Source organism: Paracoccus zhejiangensis, assembly GCF_002847445.1.
In the GTDB taxonomy this organism is placed as follows: Bacteria; Pseudomonadota; Alphaproteobacteria; order Rhodobacterales; family Rhodobacteraceae; genus Paracoccus; species Paracoccus zhejiangensis.
On record NZ_CP025430.1, the window covers coordinates 3,003,117 to 3,020,000 of the forward strand.

Here is a 16,884-nt window from a genome sequence, read left to right on the forward strand (position 1 = left end):
TAGCGGCATGGGAGAGTGAATATGGCTTTGAACATCCGGCAGGTAGAGATTCTGGAGCTGGCCAAGGCCAGTGGCCGGGTTTCCGTCGACGATCTGGCGACCCGATTCGAGGTCGCGGCGCAGACGATTCGGCGCGATCTCAGCGAATTGGCCGATCAGGGGATGCTGGACCGCGTGCATGGCGGTGCGGTCATGCCGGTCGGCGTCAGCAATATCGGCTATGAGGAGCGCCGGCGGATGAACGAGGAGGCCAAGGCCGCCGTCGCCCGCGCCTGCGCCGCCGAGATCCCCGACAATTCCTCGCTGATCATCAATATCGGCACCACGACCGAGGCGGTGGCGCGCGAATTGCTGAACCATCGCAACCTGACGGTCATCACCAACAACATGAACGTCGCCAATATCCTGGTCGCCAACGAGACCTGCGAGGTGGTCGTGGCCGGCGGCGCGCTGCGGCGTTCGGATGGCGGGTTGGTGGGCGATCTGACGACCGAGTTCATGGCCCAGTTCAAGCCCGATTTCGCCGTCATCGGCACCTCGGCGCTGGATGCGGATGGCGATCTTCTGGATTTCGACATGGCCGAGGTGCGGGTCAGCCGCGCCATCGTGGCGCAGGCGCGGAAGGCGTTCCTGGTGACCGACCTCTCGAAGCTCGATCGTTCGGCCCCGGTTCGGATCATCTCGATTCGCGATCTGGACGCGGTGTTCGTCGATCGCCCCCTGCCCGCCGAGTTGATGCGGCGCTGCAAGGAGTGGGAGACACGGGTGGTGATCGCCTGAGGCGCGTCAGCCGGTCTGGATCAGCGCCACGGTTTTCAGAATCGCAAAGCACGGCGCTCCGGGTGCCAGCGCCAAAGCCTGCGCCGAACGTGCGGTGATCGCCGACAGCAGCCGCGCCTGACCGACTTGCAGTTGCACCAGCACCTTGTCGGCCCCTGATGAGACCTGCACCACCTGAGCCGGCAGCACGTTCAGGGCCGACAGGCCCTGCGGATGGTCGCCGGACAGCATCACCTCATGCGCAAGGATTCGCAGCCGCACCTGTTCGCCCAAGGCCAGCGGCGCGCGCGGCAGCCACAGCGCGCCCGCCGGCGTGTCCAGCCGGGTCAGGTCATCGGCGCTGTGTTCGGCGATGGTGGCAGGCAGTAGTGCGCCGCCCTCGGACCCACCGATCAGCCGCGCGGCCACGGGATCGGCCAAGGCCCCGGCAAGCGGCCCGGCATGGGTGACGCGGCCCTCGGCCATGAGGATCAGATGATCTGCCAGCGCCGCGATCTCGGACATCGCATGGCTGACATAGAGGATCGGCGGCCCGCCTGCCGCGCGAAGTCGGGTCAGATAGGGCAGAATCTCGGCCTTGCGCGCCGGGTCCAGCGAGGCCAGCGGCTCGTCCATGATCAGCAGCTGCGGCGAGGACAAGAGCGCCCGGCCGATGGCGACCCGCTGACGCTCACCCCCCGAAAGTCCGGCAGGGCGGCGGGTCAGCAACTCGCCAAGGCCCAGCATGTCGATCACCCGCGCCCTTGTGGCCGGATCGGGGGGATCAGGCGCGAAGCGGGCACCGTAGTCGAGGTTCTTCGCCACGTTCATATGCGGAAACAGCCGCGCGTCCTGAAAGACATAGCCGATGCGCCGCCGGTTCGGCGGCAGGTTCACCCCAGCGTCGAAGAGGGTCTGCCCGTTCAGCTCGATCCGGCCCGCATCGGGCGTCAGCAGGCCAGCCACGGCATTGACGCTGGAGGTCTTGCCGCAGCCCGAGGGGCCATAGATCGCCGTCACGCCGCCCGGCGCGTCGAAATCCACATCCAGCGACAGGCCGGCAAAGCGGCGGCGAAAGGCGACCTGCAGGCTCATGCGGCCCTGCGCTGCCCGGCGCGGCGGGCCATGACTTCGGACAGGACCACCGCCAACACCGCAATGGTAATCGAGATCGCCACCAGCCGCAGCGCCGCGCCCTCGCCTCCGGGCACCTGCAGGAAGGCATAGATGGCCGAGGGCACGGTCTGGGTCTGGCCGGGGATATTGGCGACAAAGGTGATGGTGGCGCCGAATTCACCCATCGCCTTGGCAAAACCCAGGACCAGCCCGGCAAGAACAGCGGGCAGGATCAGCGGCAGGGTGACGGTCAGGAATACGGCGGCGCGGCCCGCGCCAAGCGTCCCCGCCGCCTGTTCCAGCCTGGGATCGACGGCCTCGAACCCCAGCCGGATGGCGCGGACCATCAGCGGAAAGCCCATGATCCCGGCGGCCAGCGCCGCACCTGTCCAGTGAAAGGCCGGAGACAAGCCGATGCGGTCCAGAAAGCCACCAAGGGCTGAGTTGCGGCTGAAACTCATTAACAGCAGGTAGCCGGTGACGACAGGCGGCATGACCAGCGGCAGGTGGATCACTGCGCTGAGGAGCGCGTGACCGGGAAAGCGTCGCCGCGCCAGAAGCCAGGCCATGGCGATGGCAATGGGCAGCGAGGCCAACGTCGCCGTGGTCGCGACCCGCAAGGACAGCGCAACCGCCTGCCATTCTTGCGGGCCAAGCCAACTCATGTCAGCGGGTCAAAGCCGTTGGCGGTGAAGATCGCGGTGGCCTCGGGCGAGAACAGGCCGTCGAGGAAGGCCTTGGCCGCCGGCTTTTCCGAGGTCAGCGCCGCCGGGTAGGTGATCGGGTCATGGCTGTCCGCCGGGAAGGTATAGACCGCCGTGACCTTGGGCTCGGCAATGGCGTCGCTGGCATAGGTGACGCCATAGGGCGCCGCGCCGGTGGCGACCAGCGCCAGTGCGGCGCGCACATTGTCGGATTGCGCAACATGCGGTTCCAACGCGGTCCAGAGACCCAGCGAGTCCAGCGCCTGCTTGCCATATTGGCCGGCGGGCACCGAATCGACCAGCGCCATCGCCAGCTTGCCACCGTCCAGCATGGCAACCGGATCGGCGGGCAGCTCCGTCATCGGCTCGGCCGCGCCATGGGCGATGAGGATCAGGGTATTGCCCAACAGATCCTTGCGGCTCTCCGCCTGCACGAGCCCGGCCTTTTCGACCTCGTCCATCCACGGGATCGAGGCCGAGATGAACAGGTCCGACGGTGCGCCCTCGACAATCTGCCGGGCCAAGGCCGAGGAGCCGCCATAGGAGACCAGCACCTCGTCGCCGGTCTCGGCCTGCCAGTCGGCGGTGATCTGGTCCAGCGCGGTCTTGAGGCTGGCGGCGGCGAAGACATTGATCTGCTCAGCCTGTGCCGGAAGGGCGAAAAGGAGAGCAAGGGCGAGGGATGTCAGGCGCATGGCAAACTCCGATATATCTCAACGGACATAACCGGCTGCCGCGCGGCGGAGCAAGGGTTATTTTCCATCGGACATATCGGCCAGCAGCGCGCTGATTCCGGCGATGTCGCCCCGGCCATCCTCGGCCAGCATCGCCTCGAGCCCGCGAAAACGCGCCAGCACCGCCTGCCCGGCGGGGGTCAGCGTCGCGCCGCCACCGCCCGAGCCGCCACGGCTGCTGTCGACCAGCGGATCGGCGAAGGCGGCGTTCATCTCTTCCACCAGCGACCAGGCGCGCTTGTAGCTCATCTTCATCCGCCGCCCGGCCGCCGAGATCGAACCCAGCTCGGCGATCCCCTCCAGAAGATCGGCCTTGCCCGGCCCAAGCACCAGCCCGCCGCCGAAATCGAGGCGCAGTCTGATCCGGGGAAAGCGGCTGTCGGTCGGCATGGGGCGCATCTTCACCAAGCGTCACAACCGAAAGCAAGGGGTTTCCGCAGGGCAAAGTCGTGGTTAGGTTGCCGCCATCATATGTTGTTGGGGGAAATTCACATGAGCGATATCGTCATCCTGTCCGGTGCGCGCACCGCCATTGGCACCTTCGGGGGCAGCCTTGCCGCCACGCCGCCGATCGATCTGGCCGCCACCGTCACCAAGGCCGCGATCGAGCGTGCCGGCCTGACCCCCGACCAGATCGGCAACGTGGTCTTTGGCCATGTCATCAACACCGAACCCCGCGACATGTATCTGAGCCGCGTGGCCATGCTGGATGCCGGCGTTCCCGACACCACCCCGGCGATGAACGTGAACCGGCTCTGCGGTTCGGGCGCGCAAGCCATCGTCTCGGCGGTGCAGTCGCTGGAACTGGGCGATGCCGATTTCGCCGTGGCGGGTGGCGCCGAAAGCATGAGTCGCGCGCCCTATGCGGTGCCGTCGGCGCGCTTTGGCGCCAAGATGGGCGACCAGAAGATGCTGGACATGATGACCGGCGCGCTGACCTGCCCGATGGGCACCGGCCATATGGGCGTGACGGCGGAAAACGTTGCCGCCGAGAACCAGATCACCCGCGAGATGCAGGACGAATTCGCGCTGGAATCGCAAAAGCGGGCGGCGGCGGCGATTGCCGGGGGCTATTTCAAGGAGCAGATCGTTGCGGTCGAGATCAAGGGCCGCAAGGGGCCGCAGGTGTTTGATACGGACGAGCATCCCAAGGAAACCAGCCTCGAGAAACTGGCCGGGCTGAAGACCGTGTTCCAGAAGGACGGCACGGTGACCGCGGGCAATGCAAGCGGCATCAATGACGGCGCTGCCGCCATCGTGCTGGCGCGGGCGGAAGCCGCCGAGGCTGCCGGGCTGAAGCCGCGCGCGAAGGTGCTGGGTTATGCCGTGGCCGGGGTGCCGGCGCGGATCATGGGCATCGGGCCGATCCCGGCGGTGCAGAAGCTGATGGAGAAGACCGGCCTGAAGGTCGAGGATTTCGATGTCATTGAATCGAATGAAGCTTTTGCCTCGCAGGCGCTGGCGGTCAGCAAGGAGCTGGGCTTTGACGCGGCCAAGGTGAACCCCAATGGCGGCGCCATCGCGCTGGGCCATCCGGTCGGCGCGACCGGGGCGATCCTGACGGTCAAGGCGCTGTATGAGCTGGAGCGGACCGGCGGCAAGATCGGCCTGATCACCATGTGCATCGGCGGTGGTCAGGGCATCGCCGTGGCGATCGAGCGGGTCTGATCGTTCGGCACCGCGCAATTTGCGGAACAAGCGAGCGCCGCGTGGGGGAATACCCTGCGCGGCGCTTCCGTTTCAGGGATCCTCGCGCGCGGACAGGACATGTTCCTGCCCCCATTCCCTGAGCGCCAGCAGGATCGGGGCCAGCGCCTGCCCCTTGGCGGTCAGCTCGTATTCGACCTTCGGCGGCACGACGGCATGGACGGTGCGGGTCAGGATGCCGTCAGCCTCGAGCTCGCGCAGCTGGTTGGTCAGCGTCCGCTGGGTGATCGATCCGACCGCGCGGCGGATCTCGCCAAAGCGCAGCTTGCCACCCAAGAGGTGGAACAGGATCACGCCCTTCCACTTACCACCGATGATTTCCAGCGCACCCTCGACGGCGCAGCCGCGGGACTGGTCATAGCGTTCGAAGCGCCGGGCGCGGGTGGGTGTGGTATCCATCGGGATAGTATGTACCAGAAAGCTGCGTTCTTGCGAAATGGATACGGAGGGCGCAGATGAATCGCATCACCGAAACACGCCCCTGCGCGACATGCCGCAGCCCGGAGGTCCCATGTCCGATTTCGACCGCTCGCCCGATTGCCTAGCCTTCTCGCCCGCCGTGCAGGCGGCGCAAACGCGGCTGGGATCGCGCCGCCTGTTCGAGGCGGCGCAATGGCCGATCGACATTTCGCCCGAACTGGAAAGCTTCATCGCCGCGCAGCGCAGCGTGTTTCTGGCCACGGCCAGCGCCGAAGGGCGGCCCTATGTCCAGCATCGCGGCGGCCCGCCGGGTTTCATCAGGCTGCTGGACAGCCGCACCCTCGCCATGGCCGACCTGCGCGGCAACCGGCAATATATCTCGCTGGGGAACCTGCCGGAGAACGACCGGGTCGAACTTTTCCTGATCGACTACATGCGCCGGCAGCGGGTGAAGATCTGGGGCCGGGGCCGGATGGTCGAGGATGACCCGGCGCTGGTCGCGCGCCTTCTGCCCGAGGGGGGGCGGGCGGATCGGGCGCTGGTGATTGCGGTCGAGGCCTGGGACGTGAACTGTTCGCAACATATCCCGCAACGGTTTGAGGCGGAGGATGTGGCGCGGGCACTGGCCGCGCGCGAGGCGCGGATTGCGGAATTGGAGCGCGAGGTGGCGGTGTTGCAGCAGCAGCTAGCGGTGCGGGAGGTGTGCGGGGATGATTTGTGGGAGGGGTAGGGGGTGGTTGAGGGAAGGTGCGTGCGAGCACGCAGCCTACGATTGCGCGATCACCTAAATATCCTCTGCAAATCCCGTGATCCGTGCAGCACCCTGACAATCTGCACGTCCTCCCTGGCATCAAGGAAGAAGATCAGGTAGCGGCCGTGTCGAGCTGACCGCAGCCCTTTGCGCACATCGTCGCGCGCGGGGAAGCTTGCGGGGTGCTCGGCCGCTTGACGCATCTTGGCCTCGATCTCGGCCAGGAACGACAGGGCGCGCCCAGGATTGTCCTGGGCAATGAAATCACCGATCTCGATCATGTCAGCGCGCGCGGCGGGCAATATCACCAGGCGCGGCACGGATCAGGACTTCGCCCCATAGCGCGCGCGGAGTTCGGCAAACACCTGATCCGCCGGGATGCCCGGTCCACTGTCCAACCCTGCCTTGATCGCGGCCCGCAGGGCTTCCAACTCGCGCCGCTCCGTATCCCTGTTGCGAGTCCAGTCGCGCAGTGCTTCGCGGACAATCTCGCTGGCCGAAGCATATTCTCCGCCGGCAACGGTCTGGCGAAGGGTCTCGGCCATCTCGGAGGGCATCGTGATCGTCAGTCTTTCGACAGCACCCATAGCGGCACCTCTTCAGTGGCAGCATACAATATCATACTTATGATGCGGCAATGTGCAAGAGTGGCGCCATCGGCTTTTGTTTCGTTGCAAGGTTGCGAGTCCACCTGGGTCATTTTTCGCGCGCCGATCACTTGCCCGGCGGTGGTATGGAATCTGGCAGGTCAGGAGCTGCGGGCTCTTTCGAAACTGGGGCGAAAGTCGAGAAGGACCAAATGCCCCCCCAAAAAATGAAACGGGCCGCCCGAAGCAAGCGGCCCGCGAGTTCCACGGAGATGGTCCGGTTAGGGATGGATAAGATCCGTCCGGTCCCAATCAGGGTTTACGACCTTTAGGGCTGCCCTCAGGCCACGGCCCCCCTGACTGTTCCGACACCTCTCTCCAATATCACTCTCGACACTGGACCACCTCCTTTCAATTGGTTGCCGTTATACCTGAAAGGGTGCCACAGTTTCGAAATCTGTCAATCAGATTTCTTGAGTCTTGCTCAACAAATTGTTGACGATGACGCGATAGGGCACAAGGGCAAGTATGGCCTGCGCCAGCTTGACCAGCCAGTCGGCCGCCGCCAGCGACACCCAGAGCGGTGCCTGCGGGCCAATGCCCAGAAGCGGCAGGGACTCGTTGGCCCAGCTGACATCATCGCTGGGGCTGATGAAGCTGAGCCCGCCGGCAAAGGCGATCGAGAAGAAGATCAGCGTGTCGGTGGCCGATCCGACCAGCGTCGAGGCCAGGGGCGCGCGCCACCAACTGCCGTCGCGCAGCCGGTTGAAGATGGTCACGTCCAGAAGCTGCGCGGTCAGGAAGGCGAGGCCCGAGGCCAGTGCGATCCTTAGCGTCGTCGCGCCGGCGCCGGCGGCGACCAGCGAGCAGGCGACGCCGATGACGAAGCCCGACAGCACCACCCGGCGGGCGGCAGCGGCGCCATAGACGCGGTTCATGACATCGGTGACGAGGAAGGCGATGGGGTAGCTGATCGCGCCCCAGGTCAGCCAGTTGCCCAGCTGGTGCTGGACAAGGATATTCGAGGCCACGACGATCGCGGCCATGGCAAGGATGCCGGGGAAGTAACGGGTCATAGGGTTTCCGTTTTACAAGGTGGCGGAAGAACTCGGCCCATCATCGGGCAGGGGGCGCATACGCCCTGGACCCGGCCCTTGTCAATGAACTGCGCCAATGTCCGCGGGTCACTCGCGCAGGCGGTATTCCACCAGTTCGGTGCGCTGGACGAACAGGAAGTTGTCGTCCGAGATCATGGTCAGCCGGATGCCCTGCCCGTCGGACCAAACCGAGAGCCCCTCGAGATTGTCATATTGCAGGGGCCGAGTGGTCAGCAGCACCTCGCCCGCGCTGATGCTGTCGGGGCCAAGGTCAAAGCGGCGGACGCGCGAGGCAAAGCCGAGGATGCCGTGAAAACTGCGCTCGAGCAGGTAAAGCCGCCCGTCGGGGCCGATATCGGCACCCACCGGCAGCCAGTCGCCATCGCGCGAGATCTCGAACGGCTGGTCCCACTGACCGTCACGATAGCGCAGCACCGGAAAGGGCCGCCCCTCGGCGCCCGAGCGTTCCGGCATGGTCAGCAGCGTGCCGTCGGGCTGGATGGCGAGTGCCTCCATCCCCGAATTCACCCGCAAACGCGCCTCGGGCGGGGGCTTGCGGATGCGCTTGGCCGGCTGATCGGGCGTGTCATAGCGGGCGAGGCGGTCCAGCCCCTCGAAGCTGACCCAGATGGTGCCGTCCTGCGCCAGTGCCAGGCCTTCGCTGTCGCCCGTGCGACCGGGCGGCAGGGGATTGCCCTTGCTGTCGGCCAGGTGGCTGCGCCCGGCGATGTTCATCCCGCGAATCCGTCCCGAGGCATCGCGGTCGATGCTGCCCCAATAAAGGAACGCACGGTCGGACAGGGCATGGAAACCCAAGCCGTCATCGCTGATCTCGAGGCCGGAAAAGCCTCCGAAATCCGGATCCTCCTGCGGCGAGGACCAGACATAGGTCGCGACATAGTCGAGACTGGCTGCGACCGCGGGCGATGCCGCGGCCATCAGGACAGTCAGGAACGTGCCGAGAAGACCTAGCGCGCTGTGCCGATAACCTGGCATTGCCTCGGCATTTCGCTCAGTCGGAAGCTGCGGGGATGGCGATAGTTCGGGTCGGCCTGGCCCTTCGGCCGGGTCGAGGGGTTGGCGCGATAGGCGAGCTCCTGCATCGCATCGCCGCAGCCATTGTCATTGCCCGACAGCTGCGCCACCGGCGTCGCCGGGTTGCTGCAGCCGGAATTGCCGCGCGGGCAGTGCAGCCGGACATGGAAGTGATAGTCGTGGTTCGGTGTCGGGCGCAGCTTCTGCAGCCAGGCGCCACGATTGCCATTCGCCTTGCACATCGCCACCTTGATGGCCGCGTCAAGGAAGATACGGTCGACGCGCGGGTCCATCGCCGCCGACTGGATCAGCGCACCATGCGCCGGCGTCCAGTAACGCGACAGGCCGAGGCCGTTCGGTGCGACGACCGAGACCGAGGAAATGCTCTCCCGCTGCGAGGGCGAGAGGCGTAGACTTTGCGGCATCAGCATCCAGATATCGGCATCGAGGCCCAGCTGATGGCTGGCATGGCCGCTGATCATCGGGCCACCGCGCGGCTGGCTCATGTCGCCGATATAGAGGCCGCGCCAGCCCATCTTTGTGGCCGCTTGCGACAGGCCGACGAGGTAATTGACCAACTCGGGATGGCCCCAGTTGCGGTTGCGCGACAGGCGCATCGCCTGCCAGGTCGGCCCGCTTTCGGGCAGGGCCATGCCGCCGTTGAAGCAACCCTTGCTGTAGCTGCCGATCGAGACGGGCTGGCCGCCGGTCGGGCCACCGACGCGGCCAAAGACATCCTTTGCCAGCGGCGATTGCGCCGCAGCAGGCAGGGCCATGCCGATCAGAACGGCGGCCGTTGTCAGAATTTTGCGGATCACTGCTGTGCCTCTCCCTCTGCTTTGACCCAATGTAGCAGGACCAGTGACAGAAGGAACATCACGATCAGCGGAGAGATGCCGATGCGCTGGTTGCCGGTGATCTCGGTGACCACGGCGACCAGGAAGGGGGCGAGGAAGGCCGTCGCCTTGCCGGAAAGGGCAAATAGGCCGAAAGCCTCGGTGGCCTTTTCCGGCGTGGTGTGGCGCACCATCATCGTCCGGCTAGCCGATTGCAGAACCCCACCGGCGCCGCCGATCACCACGCCGCAGGCAAAGAAGATGGCATCGGGCAGACGCGAGCCCTCGGCCAGCGGAATGCCGAAGAGCGTGGTCCGGTCCATGCCGACGATCACCACGCAGACCGCCATCAGCGCGAACGTGCAGGCGATGATGACGGGTTTCGGGCCAAAGGCCTTGTCGGCCCGGCCGCCCAGATGCGAGATTACCGCCGCCGCCAGCGCCGACACCACGCCGAAGACGCCCGACAGGAAGACCGGCCAGCCCAGCACCGTTCCGGCATAGATGCCGCCAAAGGCATAAATGGCATTCAGCGCATCGCGCGAGAACATCGACGAGATGAGCCATGCGGTCAGCGATTGCCGCTGGCCGAGGCTGACCAGAAGCCGCCACAGGTCCGAGAGCGTCTGGCCCATGCTGAAGGACTGGCGGGGCAGTCGCGGCTCTTTCACCCAGAGGAAGAAGGGGATCATGAAGACCACATACCAGATCGCGGTGAAGGGCCCGGCAAAGCGGGTGCCCTCGCGCAGCTCTGGATCGAGGCCGAAAAGTGGTCTGATGCCGATCAGGGTGTGGCCGGTGCGCGGGTTCTCGGCGAAGAACAGCAGCATGATGACCAGCGCCACCAGCCCGCCGGCATAGCCAAACGCATAGCCGCTGCCCGAGATGCGGCCGATCTCGTCCTCGGGGGCCAGGGCGGGCAGAAGCGCATTGGTGAAGATGGTGGCGAATTCCATGCCGATCATGCCGATGCCGAACCAGATCAGCGCCATCACCAGGTCCGGCTGGACCGGGGCCAGGTACCATAGGCCAAGCGAGCCGATGATATAGAAGGCGGAGAAGATCCAGATCCACAGCATCCGCCGCCCGGTGGTGTCGGCAATGGCGCCGAGGATCGGGGCCAGAACGGCGATGATGACCCCCGAGATCGAGAGACCCATGCCCCAGAGCGCCTGTGCCTCGGCCCCGGCGATGGTCGCGCTTTCGCCCATGGCGATGTAATGGGTCTTGGCGATCTCGCCGAAGTAGATCGAGAAGATGAAGGTCAGAAGCAGCGTCGAAAAGGGCTGACTGGCCCAGTCAAAGAACCACCAACCCCAGATGCGCTTGCGGTTCATGATGGCCCTTCTTGGTTCCGTTCTTCTTCACCGAAATCTTTCGGGGGTCCGGGGTCAGCCCCCCGGCCTCTCCTTCGCTTCGGCGTCGCCATAAGGCCAAATGCCGGTCAGGCTGGCAAGATGCCTTTCGTGACATCCTTTACGTCATCCCTGACGTCGGGGGGCAGGACCGGGGGCCAGGGGCGCAACGCGTCGGCTGCGATCCAGGCCTGCACCCAGTCCGGCAGGGGCGGGCTTTCAGGATTGGCTCCGGTCGCGGCGAGCAGTTCAACGGGCGGGACGATGCCCTTGGCGCCGGTGATGGCCGAACGGATCAGGATGTGGTTGCAGCATTCGCCCTTCCGCCACATCGACTGCTCCATATAGATGAAGCGGTCGTCCCACCCGATGGCGCGGCTGAGCATGGTGAACCGTTGGAACGCCTTGATGCGGCGGCGGTAGCGGACCGAATTGCCGGCGACGGTGATGCCCCAGCCGCGCGTCTTCAACGTGCCAATCAGCCCGGTGCGCGAGGCGAGCGGGATGCGGCCCAGATCGTAAAGCGTCAGGGTGCGGCCATTGTTCAGCTCGATCCAGGGATCGAGATCCCAGGGCCAGCACATATGGGTTGAGACATGGGTGCCGGTGAAGTCGAGCGGCGGGGCCGAGCGGAACTTGACCATTTCCTTGACGAAGCGAATGAGGGGATACATCGACCGGCCCTTTCCTGTCTCTCTGCCCCCTGACCTGACGCTGCCTGACGCGAAGGTCAATCGCGACCCTGCGGCAATCGGCCCCCTTGTGCCATGCCCGGCTTGCACGGCGGGCGCGGCGCGGCCATACAGGGCCAAATTCGCGAATGACCGAGCAGGAAGGAACGACACGGGATGACGACGCTGTATCAGGCGCTGATGCTGATCCTCGATGTGATCTGGTTCATCATGATCGTCCATATCATCATGTCCTGGCTGATCAACTTCCAGGTGCTGAACCTGCGCCAGCCGCTGGTCGCGCAGCTTTGGGACGGGCTGAACCGCCTGCTCGAGCCGATCTATGGCCCGGTTCGCCGCATCCTGCCGAATACCGGCGCGCTGGACCTGGCGCCGCTGGTGGTCTTCATCATCATCATCATCCTGCGTCAGGCCCTGGCCAATAATGCGGGCCTGTTCCTCGGCTACTGATGCCCGCTGATCTGCTGAGACAGGTCTGGGGCTTCGACGATTTCCGCCCCGGACAGAGGGAAATCGTCGAAGCCGTGGCCGACGGCCATGACGTGCTGGCGATCATGCCGACGGGCGGCGGCAAGTCGCTGTGCTTCCAGCTTCCGGCGCTGATGCGCGAGGGGGTGACGGTGGTCATCTCGCCGCTGATCGCCCTGATGCGCGATCAGGTGCGGGCGCTGCGCGAAGCCGGGGTGCCGGCCGGGGCGCTGACCAGCGGCAATACCGAGGTCGAGACCGAGGAGGTGTTTGCCGCCCTGCGGGCTGGCGAGCTGAAACTGCTCTACATGGCGCCGGAGCGGCTGGCGGGCGGCGGGACGCTTAATCTCCTGAAGCGCGCCGGCGTCACCGCGATTGCCGTGGACGAAGCGCATTGCGTCAGCCAGTGGGGCCATGACTTCCGCCCCGATTACCTGCGCATCGGCGATCTGAAGCGCGAGCTTGGCGTGCCGCTGGCGGCCTTTACCGCCACCGCCGATGCCGAGACCCGGGCCGAGATCGTCACGCGGCTGTTCGATGGCCGCGCGCCCGAGACCTTCCTGAGGGGCTTTGACCGGCCGAATATCCGGCTGGCCTTCCAGCCCAAGGACAGCCCGCGGCGGCAGATCCTCGATTTCGCGCGGGCGCGGCGCGGGCAGTCGGGGATCATCTACTGTGCCAGCCGGGCCAAGACCGAGACGCTGGCCGAGGCGCTGGAGCGCGAGGGCATGGCGGCGGTCGCCTATCACGGCGGGATGGAGGCGGATCTGCGCCGCAGCGTCGAGGGGCGGTTCCAGCAGGAGGACGGGCTGATCGTCTGCGCCACCATCGCCTTCGGTATGGGCATCGACAAGCCCGATATCCGCTGGGTCGCCCATGCCGACCTGTCGAAATCGATCGAGTCCTACTATCAGGAGATCGGCCGGGCGGGGCGGGATGGCGATCCGGCCGAGACGCTGACGCTATACGGTCCCGACGACATCCGCTTGCGCCGGATGCAGATCGACGAGGGGCAGGCCGAGAATCCCCGGAAAGAGGCCGATCACGGGCGGCTGAATGCGCTGCTGGGTCTGGCCGAGGCGACGGGATGCCGGCGGCGGCAATTGCTCGGATATTTCGGCGAGGATCTGGCCGGGGATTGCGGCAATTGCGATATCTGCGCCGCGCCGCCGAAACTGTTCGACGCGACCAAGGCGGTGCAGAAGGCGCTGTCGGCAATGCTGCGCACCGGCGAGTGGTTCGGGGCGGGGCATCTGATCGACATCCTGACCGGCACTGCCACCGAGAAGGTGCAGGCGCGCGGCCATGACCGGCTGCCAACCTTCGGCGTGGGCGGCGAGTTCAACCGGGGGCAATGGCAGGCGATCTTCCGGCAGATGATGGGCCGCGACCTTTGCCGCCCTGATCCCGAGCGTCACGGCGCGCTGCACCTGACCGAGGCCGCCCATCCGGTGCTGAAGGGCGAGGTGCAGGTGACCTTGCGCCATGACATGACCCTGCGCGCCAAGCCGGCGACGGTGCTGCGCACGCAGGTCGCCGAAGAGGACGAGCCGCTGCTGTCGGCGCTGAAGGCCAAGCGGCGGGCGCTGGCCGAGGCGGCGCGGGTGCCGGCCTATGTCATCTTCCCCGACCGCACGCTGATCGAGATGGCCGAGCGGCGACCGCAAACGCTGGACGAGATGGCGCAGGTGAGCGGCGTGGGGGCGAAGAAACTGGACAGCTATGGCCGCGAGTTCCTGAGCGTCATCGCCGGCGCGGCGCCCGAGATGCATCCCGCGCGGATGAAGCTGGCCGGGCGGCCCGAGGGCGCGCTGTTCGACCGGCTGGTCGAGGCGCAGGCGCTGCTGTCGCGCGGTGAGGACGGCACCGGCAAGCCCTTGTCCTGCACCAGCCGGACGCTGAAGCTGGTGGCGGAGCAGCGACCGCGGACATTGGACGAGTTGGCCCGGGTCTCAGGCATGGGCGAACAGAAGGCCGAACGCTTTGGCGCGGCATTTCTGGACGCGATCGCGGCGGGTTAGACGCTTTCGCGGCTGAAGGAAGCTTCAGGCAGGATCATGTCGGCGATGGTGTAATCGCGCAGCGTATCCAGAAAGGCGCGCAGCGCCTTCTGCAGCGGGCTGATCAGCCGACAATCCTTGGTGATGACGCATTGATTGCCGCTGCGCATGCACTCGACCAGTTGCAGATCCGGCTCGACATGCAGGATGACATCCGAGATGCGGATCTCGTCGGCCGGGCGACCCAGCCTGAGCCCGCCCGAACGCCCGCGTTGCGCGGTCAGGAACTGGCCGCGGGTCAGCGTGTTCACCACCTTCATCACCGTGCCGCGCGGCTGCTTGTAGACGGTGACGATCTCGTCGATGGTGATCAGCCGATCGCCATGCGACGCGGCAAAGATCAGCACCCGCAGGGCGACGTCGCAGCTGTCTGTCAGGCGCATCTTGGTCTTCCGTCATGGGCAGTCATCACAGTTCAGCCCTAACCGAAACCGCCCCGGTTTGACAGCTATCCGCTTGGTCATGTCCGCAGGTATCTTGCACATGCTGCAAAAAAGTCCCGGACAGGGCTTCCCGCCGATGCGCAATAGAAATACATAAAAGGAATCTTATACGAATCAATCATAGCGCGAGCATTGCCCATGCCTGAACCCCTCTCCCCCGAAGTGCTGGATCTGATCGAGGCCACCGCGCCCGCCGTCGCCGGCCATATCGATGATATCGTTGCCGGACTCTATCGCCGCCTGCTGGCCGATCCCGAGATCCAGAGCCTGTTCAATATGACCCACCAGGGCGGCAGCTCGCCCCAGCACAAGGCGCTGGCGACGGCGCTGGTCGCCTATGCCACGCATATTCGCAACCCGGCGGTGCTGGGCGGCGGGATCGAGCGGATCGCCCAGAAGCACGCCGGCTTGCAGATCCTGCCCGAACACTACCCCCATGTCGGTGTGGCGCTGATCGGCGCCGTCGCCGAAGTGCTGGGCGATTCGGTCACGCCCGAGATCGTTTCGGCCTGGACCAAGGCCTACTGGTTCCTTGCCGATCTGCTGATTGCGCGCGAGGAGCAGATCTATGCCGGCGCGGCCTCACTGGATGGCGGCTGGCGCGGCTGGCGGGCATTCGAGATCGCGGCGAAAGAGGACGAGACCGGCGAGATCGCCTCGTTCACCCTGCGCCCGGCTGATGGCGGCCCGGTGATGGCGCATCGCCCGGGCCAGTATCTCAGCTTCCGTTTTGATCTGGGCGAGGGGGAGGAAGCCCGGCGCAACTATTCCATCTCCTCGGCGCCGAATGGTCGCGACTATCGCATCACCGTCAAGCGCGAGCCGGGCGGCAAGGTGTCCGGTTGGCTGCACGAGCAGGCGGCGATCGGGACCAAGGTTCTGGTCTCACCGCCGGCCGGCGACTTCTTCCTCGACCCGCGGGGCAAGCGGCAAGTGGTGCTGCTGTCGGGCGGGGTCGGGCTGACGCCGATGATCTCGATGCTGGAGGCGCGCGAACGGGGCGATGCGCCGATGATCTATGTCCATGCTGCCCGCGATGGCAGCCAGCACGCCATGCGCGCGCGCCACGAATCCCTCGCGGATGAAAGCTATGTCTTCTACGAGAGCCCGGCGGCCAATGACGTGCAGGGGCGTGACTTCACCCGCCCGGGCCGGGTCGATACCGCCTGGCTGGCGCAAAAGACGCGCACCGATCTGGCCGACTATTACATCTGTGGTCCGACGGGCTTCATGGCCGAGATGGTCGCCGGGCTGAGGGCCGCCAATGTGCCAGATGACCGGATCCATTACGAGTTCTTCGGGCCGGCGGAAACGCAGCTCACCTGAACGGCGGAGACTAAGGATGCGCGGCCCGGATCATCCGGGCCGTTTTGCGTTTCGGCCTGCACTGCAGGCTGCCGGCAAAAAAATCTTCCGGGTCAAAGGAATGTGATGCGCATTTTTGGGCGCTTTGCCGTGTCTGTGGCATGATGGGGCGCGCCCCAGCCAGCAGGCAGACTGCGAAGGAGACCCAAGCGATGAAACTGAACTGGTCCGATGTGACACCCAAGGCCGATTTCCTGAACCGGCGCAGCTTCATGACGGCGGGCGCTGCCCTAGGCGCTTCGCTGATTGGCGGGCCCTCCCTGGCGCTGAGCGGCAAGGCCTCCGCGCTGTCCACCGACGAGAAGCCGAACAGCCTCGAGGAAATCACCAATTACAACAATTTCTACGAGTTCGGCACCGGCAAGGAAGATCCGGCCCGAAATGCCGGTTCGCTGACCACCGATCCCTGGTCGGTCGAGATCGGCGGGTTGGTTGACCGGCCGGGCAGCTATTCCGTCGCCGACCTCGCGCCCGAAAACGCGCTGGAGGAACGCATCTATCGCCTGCGCTGCGTCGAGGCCTGGTCGATGGTCATTCCCTGGATCGGGGTGCCGCTGGCCTCGGTGCTGCAGAAGGTGGGCGTGCAGCCGGGGGCGAAATTCGTGGCCTTCGAGACGCTGGTGCGCCCCGAAGAGATGCCGGGGCAGAAGCGGGCGATCCTCGACTGGCCCTATCGCGAGGGTCTGCGGATCGACGAGGCCATGCATCCTTTGGCGATTCTGGCGACCGGCCTCTATTCCGATCCGCTGCCCAAT

20 protein-coding genes (1 of these 20 cut by a window edge) are annotated in these 16,884 nt (G+C 65.8%); 7 read left to right on the top strand and 13 right to left on the bottom strand.

Going from position 1 to position 16,884, the window contains the following annotated elements; all coding sequences use genetic code 11:
- Positions 1-21: 21 nt before the first annotated feature.
- The gene (locus tag CX676_RS14465) at positions 22-780 is read left to right on the top strand and encodes a DeoR/GlpR family DNA-binding transcription regulator (protein ID WP_101753250.1); all 759 of its coding nucleotides are present in this window, start codon (positions 22-24) and stop codon (positions 778-780) included.
- A gap of 6 nt (positions 781-786) precedes the next feature.
- Here CX676_RS14465 and modC read toward each other — a convergent pair whose 3' ends face one another.
- The 4 genes from modC to CX676_RS14485 are packed head-to-tail and all read right to left on the bottom strand — an operon-like array spanning position 787 to position 3,703.
- The gene (gene modC / locus CX676_RS14470; protein WP_101753251.1) at positions 787-1,854 is read right to left on the bottom strand and encodes a molybdenum ABC transporter ATP-binding protein; all 1,068 of its coding nucleotides are present in this window, start codon (positions 1,852-1,854) and stop codon (positions 787-789) included.
- On the bottom strand, positions 1,851-2,540 hold the full coding sequence (gene modB / locus CX676_RS14475) for a molybdate ABC transporter permease subunit (RefSeq protein WP_101753252.1): 690 nt from the start codon (positions 2,538-2,540) through the stop codon (positions 1,851-1,853). The genes modC and modB overlap by 4 nt, the downstream gene beginning before the upstream one ends.
- The gene (modA, locus tag CX676_RS14480) at positions 2,537-3,274 is read right to left on the bottom strand and encodes a molybdate ABC transporter substrate-binding protein (protein ID WP_101753253.1); all 738 of its coding nucleotides are present in this window, start codon (positions 3,272-3,274) and stop codon (positions 2,537-2,539) included. The genes modB and modA overlap by 4 nt, the downstream gene beginning before the upstream one ends.
- Before the next feature lie 57 nt (positions 3,275-3,331).
- Positions 3,332-3,703, bottom strand: coding sequence for a winged helix-turn-helix domain-containing protein (locus CX676_RS14485; RefSeq protein ID WP_101754356.1), 372 nt, complete (start codon positions 3,701-3,703; stop codon positions 3,332-3,334).
- 102 nt (positions 3,704-3,805) lie between these two features.
- Here CX676_RS14485 and CX676_RS14490 point away from each other — a divergent pair, with 102 nt between their 5' ends.
- Positions 3,806-4,981 carry an acetyl-CoA C-acyltransferase family protein gene (locus CX676_RS14490; protein ID WP_101753254.1) on the top strand — a complete coding sequence of 392 codons (1,176 nt, stop codon included), beginning with the start codon at positions 3,806-3,808 and terminating at the stop codon, positions 4,979-4,981.
- 72 nt (positions 4,982-5,053) lie between these two features.
- Here CX676_RS14490 and CX676_RS14495 read toward each other — a convergent pair whose 3' ends face one another.
- Positions 5,054-5,419 carry a winged helix-turn-helix transcriptional regulator gene (locus CX676_RS14495; protein ID WP_101753255.1) on the bottom strand — a complete coding sequence of 122 codons (366 nt, stop codon included), beginning with the start codon at positions 5,417-5,419 and terminating at the stop codon, positions 5,054-5,056.
- A gap of 112 nt (positions 5,420-5,531) precedes the next feature.
- On the opposite strand from CX676_RS14495, the gene CX676_RS14500 reads away from it, so the two are divergent.
- Positions 5,532-6,170, top strand: coding sequence for a pyridoxamine 5'-phosphate oxidase family protein (locus CX676_RS14500; protein ID WP_101754357.1), 639 nt, complete (start codon positions 5,532-5,534; stop codon positions 6,168-6,170).
- Positions 6,171-6,220: 50 nt separating this feature from the next.
- Here CX676_RS14500 and CX676_RS14505 read toward each other — a convergent pair whose 3' ends face one another.
- The 7 genes from CX676_RS14505 to CX676_RS14535 form a co-directional block, all read right to left on the bottom strand.
- Positions 6,221-6,511 carry a type II toxin-antitoxin system RelE/ParE family toxin gene (locus tag CX676_RS14505; protein ID WP_101753256.1) on the bottom strand — a complete coding sequence of 97 codons (291 nt, stop codon included), beginning with the start codon at positions 6,509-6,511 and terminating at the stop codon, positions 6,221-6,223.
- 3 nt (positions 6,512-6,514) lie between these two features.
- Complete coding sequence (locus CX676_RS14510) at positions 6,515-6,778, bottom strand: type II toxin-antitoxin system ParD family antitoxin (RefSeq protein WP_101753257.1); 264 nt, start codon at positions 6,776-6,778, stop codon at positions 6,515-6,517.
- Between the two features lie 464 nt (positions 6,779-7,242).
- The gene (locus tag CX676_RS14515; protein ID WP_101753258.1) at positions 7,243-7,854 is read right to left on the bottom strand and encodes a queuosine precursor transporter; all 612 of its coding nucleotides are present in this window, start codon (positions 7,852-7,854) and stop codon (positions 7,243-7,245) included.
- A 108-nt stretch (positions 7,855-7,962) separates the two neighbouring features.
- Positions 7,963-8,814: an esterase-like activity of phytase family protein gene (locus tag CX676_RS14520; protein ID WP_232816466.1), complete on the bottom strand. Its 852-nt coding sequence runs from the start codon at positions 8,812-8,814 to the stop codon at positions 7,963-7,965.
- Between the two features lie 29 nt (positions 8,815-8,843).
- Entirely contained in the window at positions 8,844-9,728 is an 885-nt protein-coding gene (gene mepA / locus CX676_RS14525) for a penicillin-insensitive murein endopeptidase (RefSeq protein ID WP_101753260.1), read from the bottom strand.
- The gene (locus tag CX676_RS14530; protein WP_101753261.1) at positions 9,725-11,083 is read right to left on the bottom strand and encodes an MFS transporter; all 1,359 of its coding nucleotides are present in this window, start codon (positions 11,081-11,083) and stop codon (positions 9,725-9,727) included. The genes mepA and CX676_RS14530 overlap by 4 nt, the downstream gene beginning before the upstream one ends.
- A gap of 107 nt (positions 11,084-11,190) precedes the next feature.
- Positions 11,191-11,775 carry an acyl-CoA thioesterase gene (locus CX676_RS14535; RefSeq protein ID WP_101753262.1) on the bottom strand — a complete coding sequence of 195 codons (585 nt, stop codon included), beginning with the start codon at positions 11,773-11,775 and terminating at the stop codon, positions 11,191-11,193.
- 174 nt (positions 11,776-11,949) lie between these two features.
- Between CX676_RS14535 and CX676_RS14540 the strand changes: the two genes are divergently transcribed.
- Both CX676_RS14540 and recQ read left to right on the top strand, forming a co-directional pair.
- Positions 11,950-12,243: a YggT family protein gene (locus CX676_RS14540; protein WP_101753263.1), complete on the top strand. Its 294-nt coding sequence runs from the start codon at positions 11,950-11,952 to the stop codon at positions 12,241-12,243.
- Positions 12,243-14,282, top strand: coding sequence for a DNA helicase RecQ (recQ, locus tag CX676_RS14545; protein WP_101753264.1), 2,040 nt, complete (start codon positions 12,243-12,245; stop codon positions 14,280-14,282). Before CX676_RS14540 ends, recQ begins: the two co-directional genes overlap by 1 nt.
- On the opposite strand, the gene CX676_RS14550 is transcribed toward recQ, so the two are convergent.
- Positions 14,279-14,704, bottom strand: coding sequence for an Rrf2 family transcriptional regulator (locus CX676_RS14550; protein ID WP_101753265.1), 426 nt, complete (start codon positions 14,702-14,704; stop codon positions 14,279-14,281). The genes recQ and CX676_RS14550 overlap by 4 nt on opposite strands.
- A gap of 198 nt (positions 14,705-14,902) precedes the next feature.
- Between CX676_RS14550 and hmpA the strand changes: the two genes are divergently transcribed.
- Entirely contained in the window at positions 14,903-16,090 is a 1,188-nt protein-coding gene (gene hmpA, locus CX676_RS14555) for an NO-inducible flavohemoprotein (protein ID WP_101753266.1), read from the top strand.
- A 191-nt stretch (positions 16,091-16,281) separates the two neighbouring features.
- On the top strand, positions 16,282-16,884 hold the 5' portion of the coding sequence (msrP, locus tag CX676_RS14560) for a protein-methionine-sulfoxide reductase catalytic subunit MsrP (protein ID WP_101754358.1). It continues 306 nt past the right edge of the window; 603 of the gene's 909 nt are visible here — the first part of the coding sequence; the start codon lies at positions 16,282-16,284; its stop codon lies off the right edge, out of view.

Coding starts and splice junctions, on each gene's coding strand:
- CX676_RS14465 (WP_101753250.1), top strand. CDS start 22: ATGGCTTTGAACATCCGGCAGGTAGAGATTCTGGAGCTGGCCAAGGCC.
- modC (WP_101753251.1), bottom strand. CDS start 1,854: ATGAGCCTGCAGGTCGCCTTTCGCCGCCGCTTTGCCGGCCTGTCGCTG.
- modB (WP_101753252.1), bottom strand. CDS start 2,540: ATGAGTTGGCTTGGCCCGCAAGAATGGCAGGCGGTTGCGCTGTCCTTG.
- modA (WP_101753253.1), bottom strand. CDS start 3,274: ATGCGCCTGACATCCCTCGCCCTTGCTCTCCTTTTCGCCCTTCCGGCA.
- CX676_RS14485 (WP_101754356.1), bottom strand. CDS start 3,703: ATGCCGACCGACAGCCGCTTTCCCCGGATCAGACTGCGCCTCGATTTC.
- CX676_RS14490 (WP_101753254.1), top strand. CDS start 3,806: ATGAGCGATATCGTCATCCTGTCCGGTGCGCGCACCGCCATTGGCACC.
- CX676_RS14495 (WP_101753255.1), bottom strand. CDS start 5,419: ATGGATACCACACCCACCCGCGCCCGGCGCTTCGAACGCTATGACCAG.
- CX676_RS14500 (WP_101754357.1), top strand. CDS start 5,532: ATGTCCGATTTCGACCGCTCGCCCGATTGCCTAGCCTTCTCGCCCGCC.
- CX676_RS14510 (WP_101753257.1), bottom strand. CDS start 6,778: ATGGGTGCTGTCGAAAGACTGACGATCACGATGCCCTCCGAGATGGCC.
- CX676_RS14515 (WP_101753258.1), bottom strand. CDS start 7,854: ATGACCCGTTACTTCCCCGGCATCCTTGCCATGGCCGCGATCGTCGTG.
- CX676_RS14520 (WP_232816466.1), bottom strand. CDS start 8,814: ATGGCCGCGGCATCGCCCGCGGTCGCAGCCAGTCTCGACTATGTCGCG.
- CX676_RS14530 (WP_101753261.1), bottom strand. CDS start 11,083: ATGAACCGCAAGCGCATCTGGGGTTGGTGGTTCTTTGACTGGGCCAGT.
- CX676_RS14535 (WP_101753262.1), bottom strand. CDS start 11,775: ATGTATCCCCTCATTCGCTTCGTCAAGGAAATGGTCAAGTTCCGCTCG.
- CX676_RS14540 (WP_101753263.1), top strand. CDS start 11,950: ATGACGACGCTGTATCAGGCGCTGATGCTGATCCTCGATGTGATCTGG.
- recQ (WP_101753264.1), top strand. CDS start 12,243: ATGCCCGCTGATCTGCTGAGACAGGTCTGGGGCTTCGACGATTTCCGC.
- CX676_RS14550 (WP_101753265.1), bottom strand. CDS start 14,704: ATGCGCCTGACAGACAGCTGCGACGTCGCCCTGCGGGTGCTGATCTTT.
- hmpA (WP_101753266.1), top strand. CDS start 14,903: ATGCCTGAACCCCTCTCCCCCGAAGTGCTGGATCTGATCGAGGCCACC.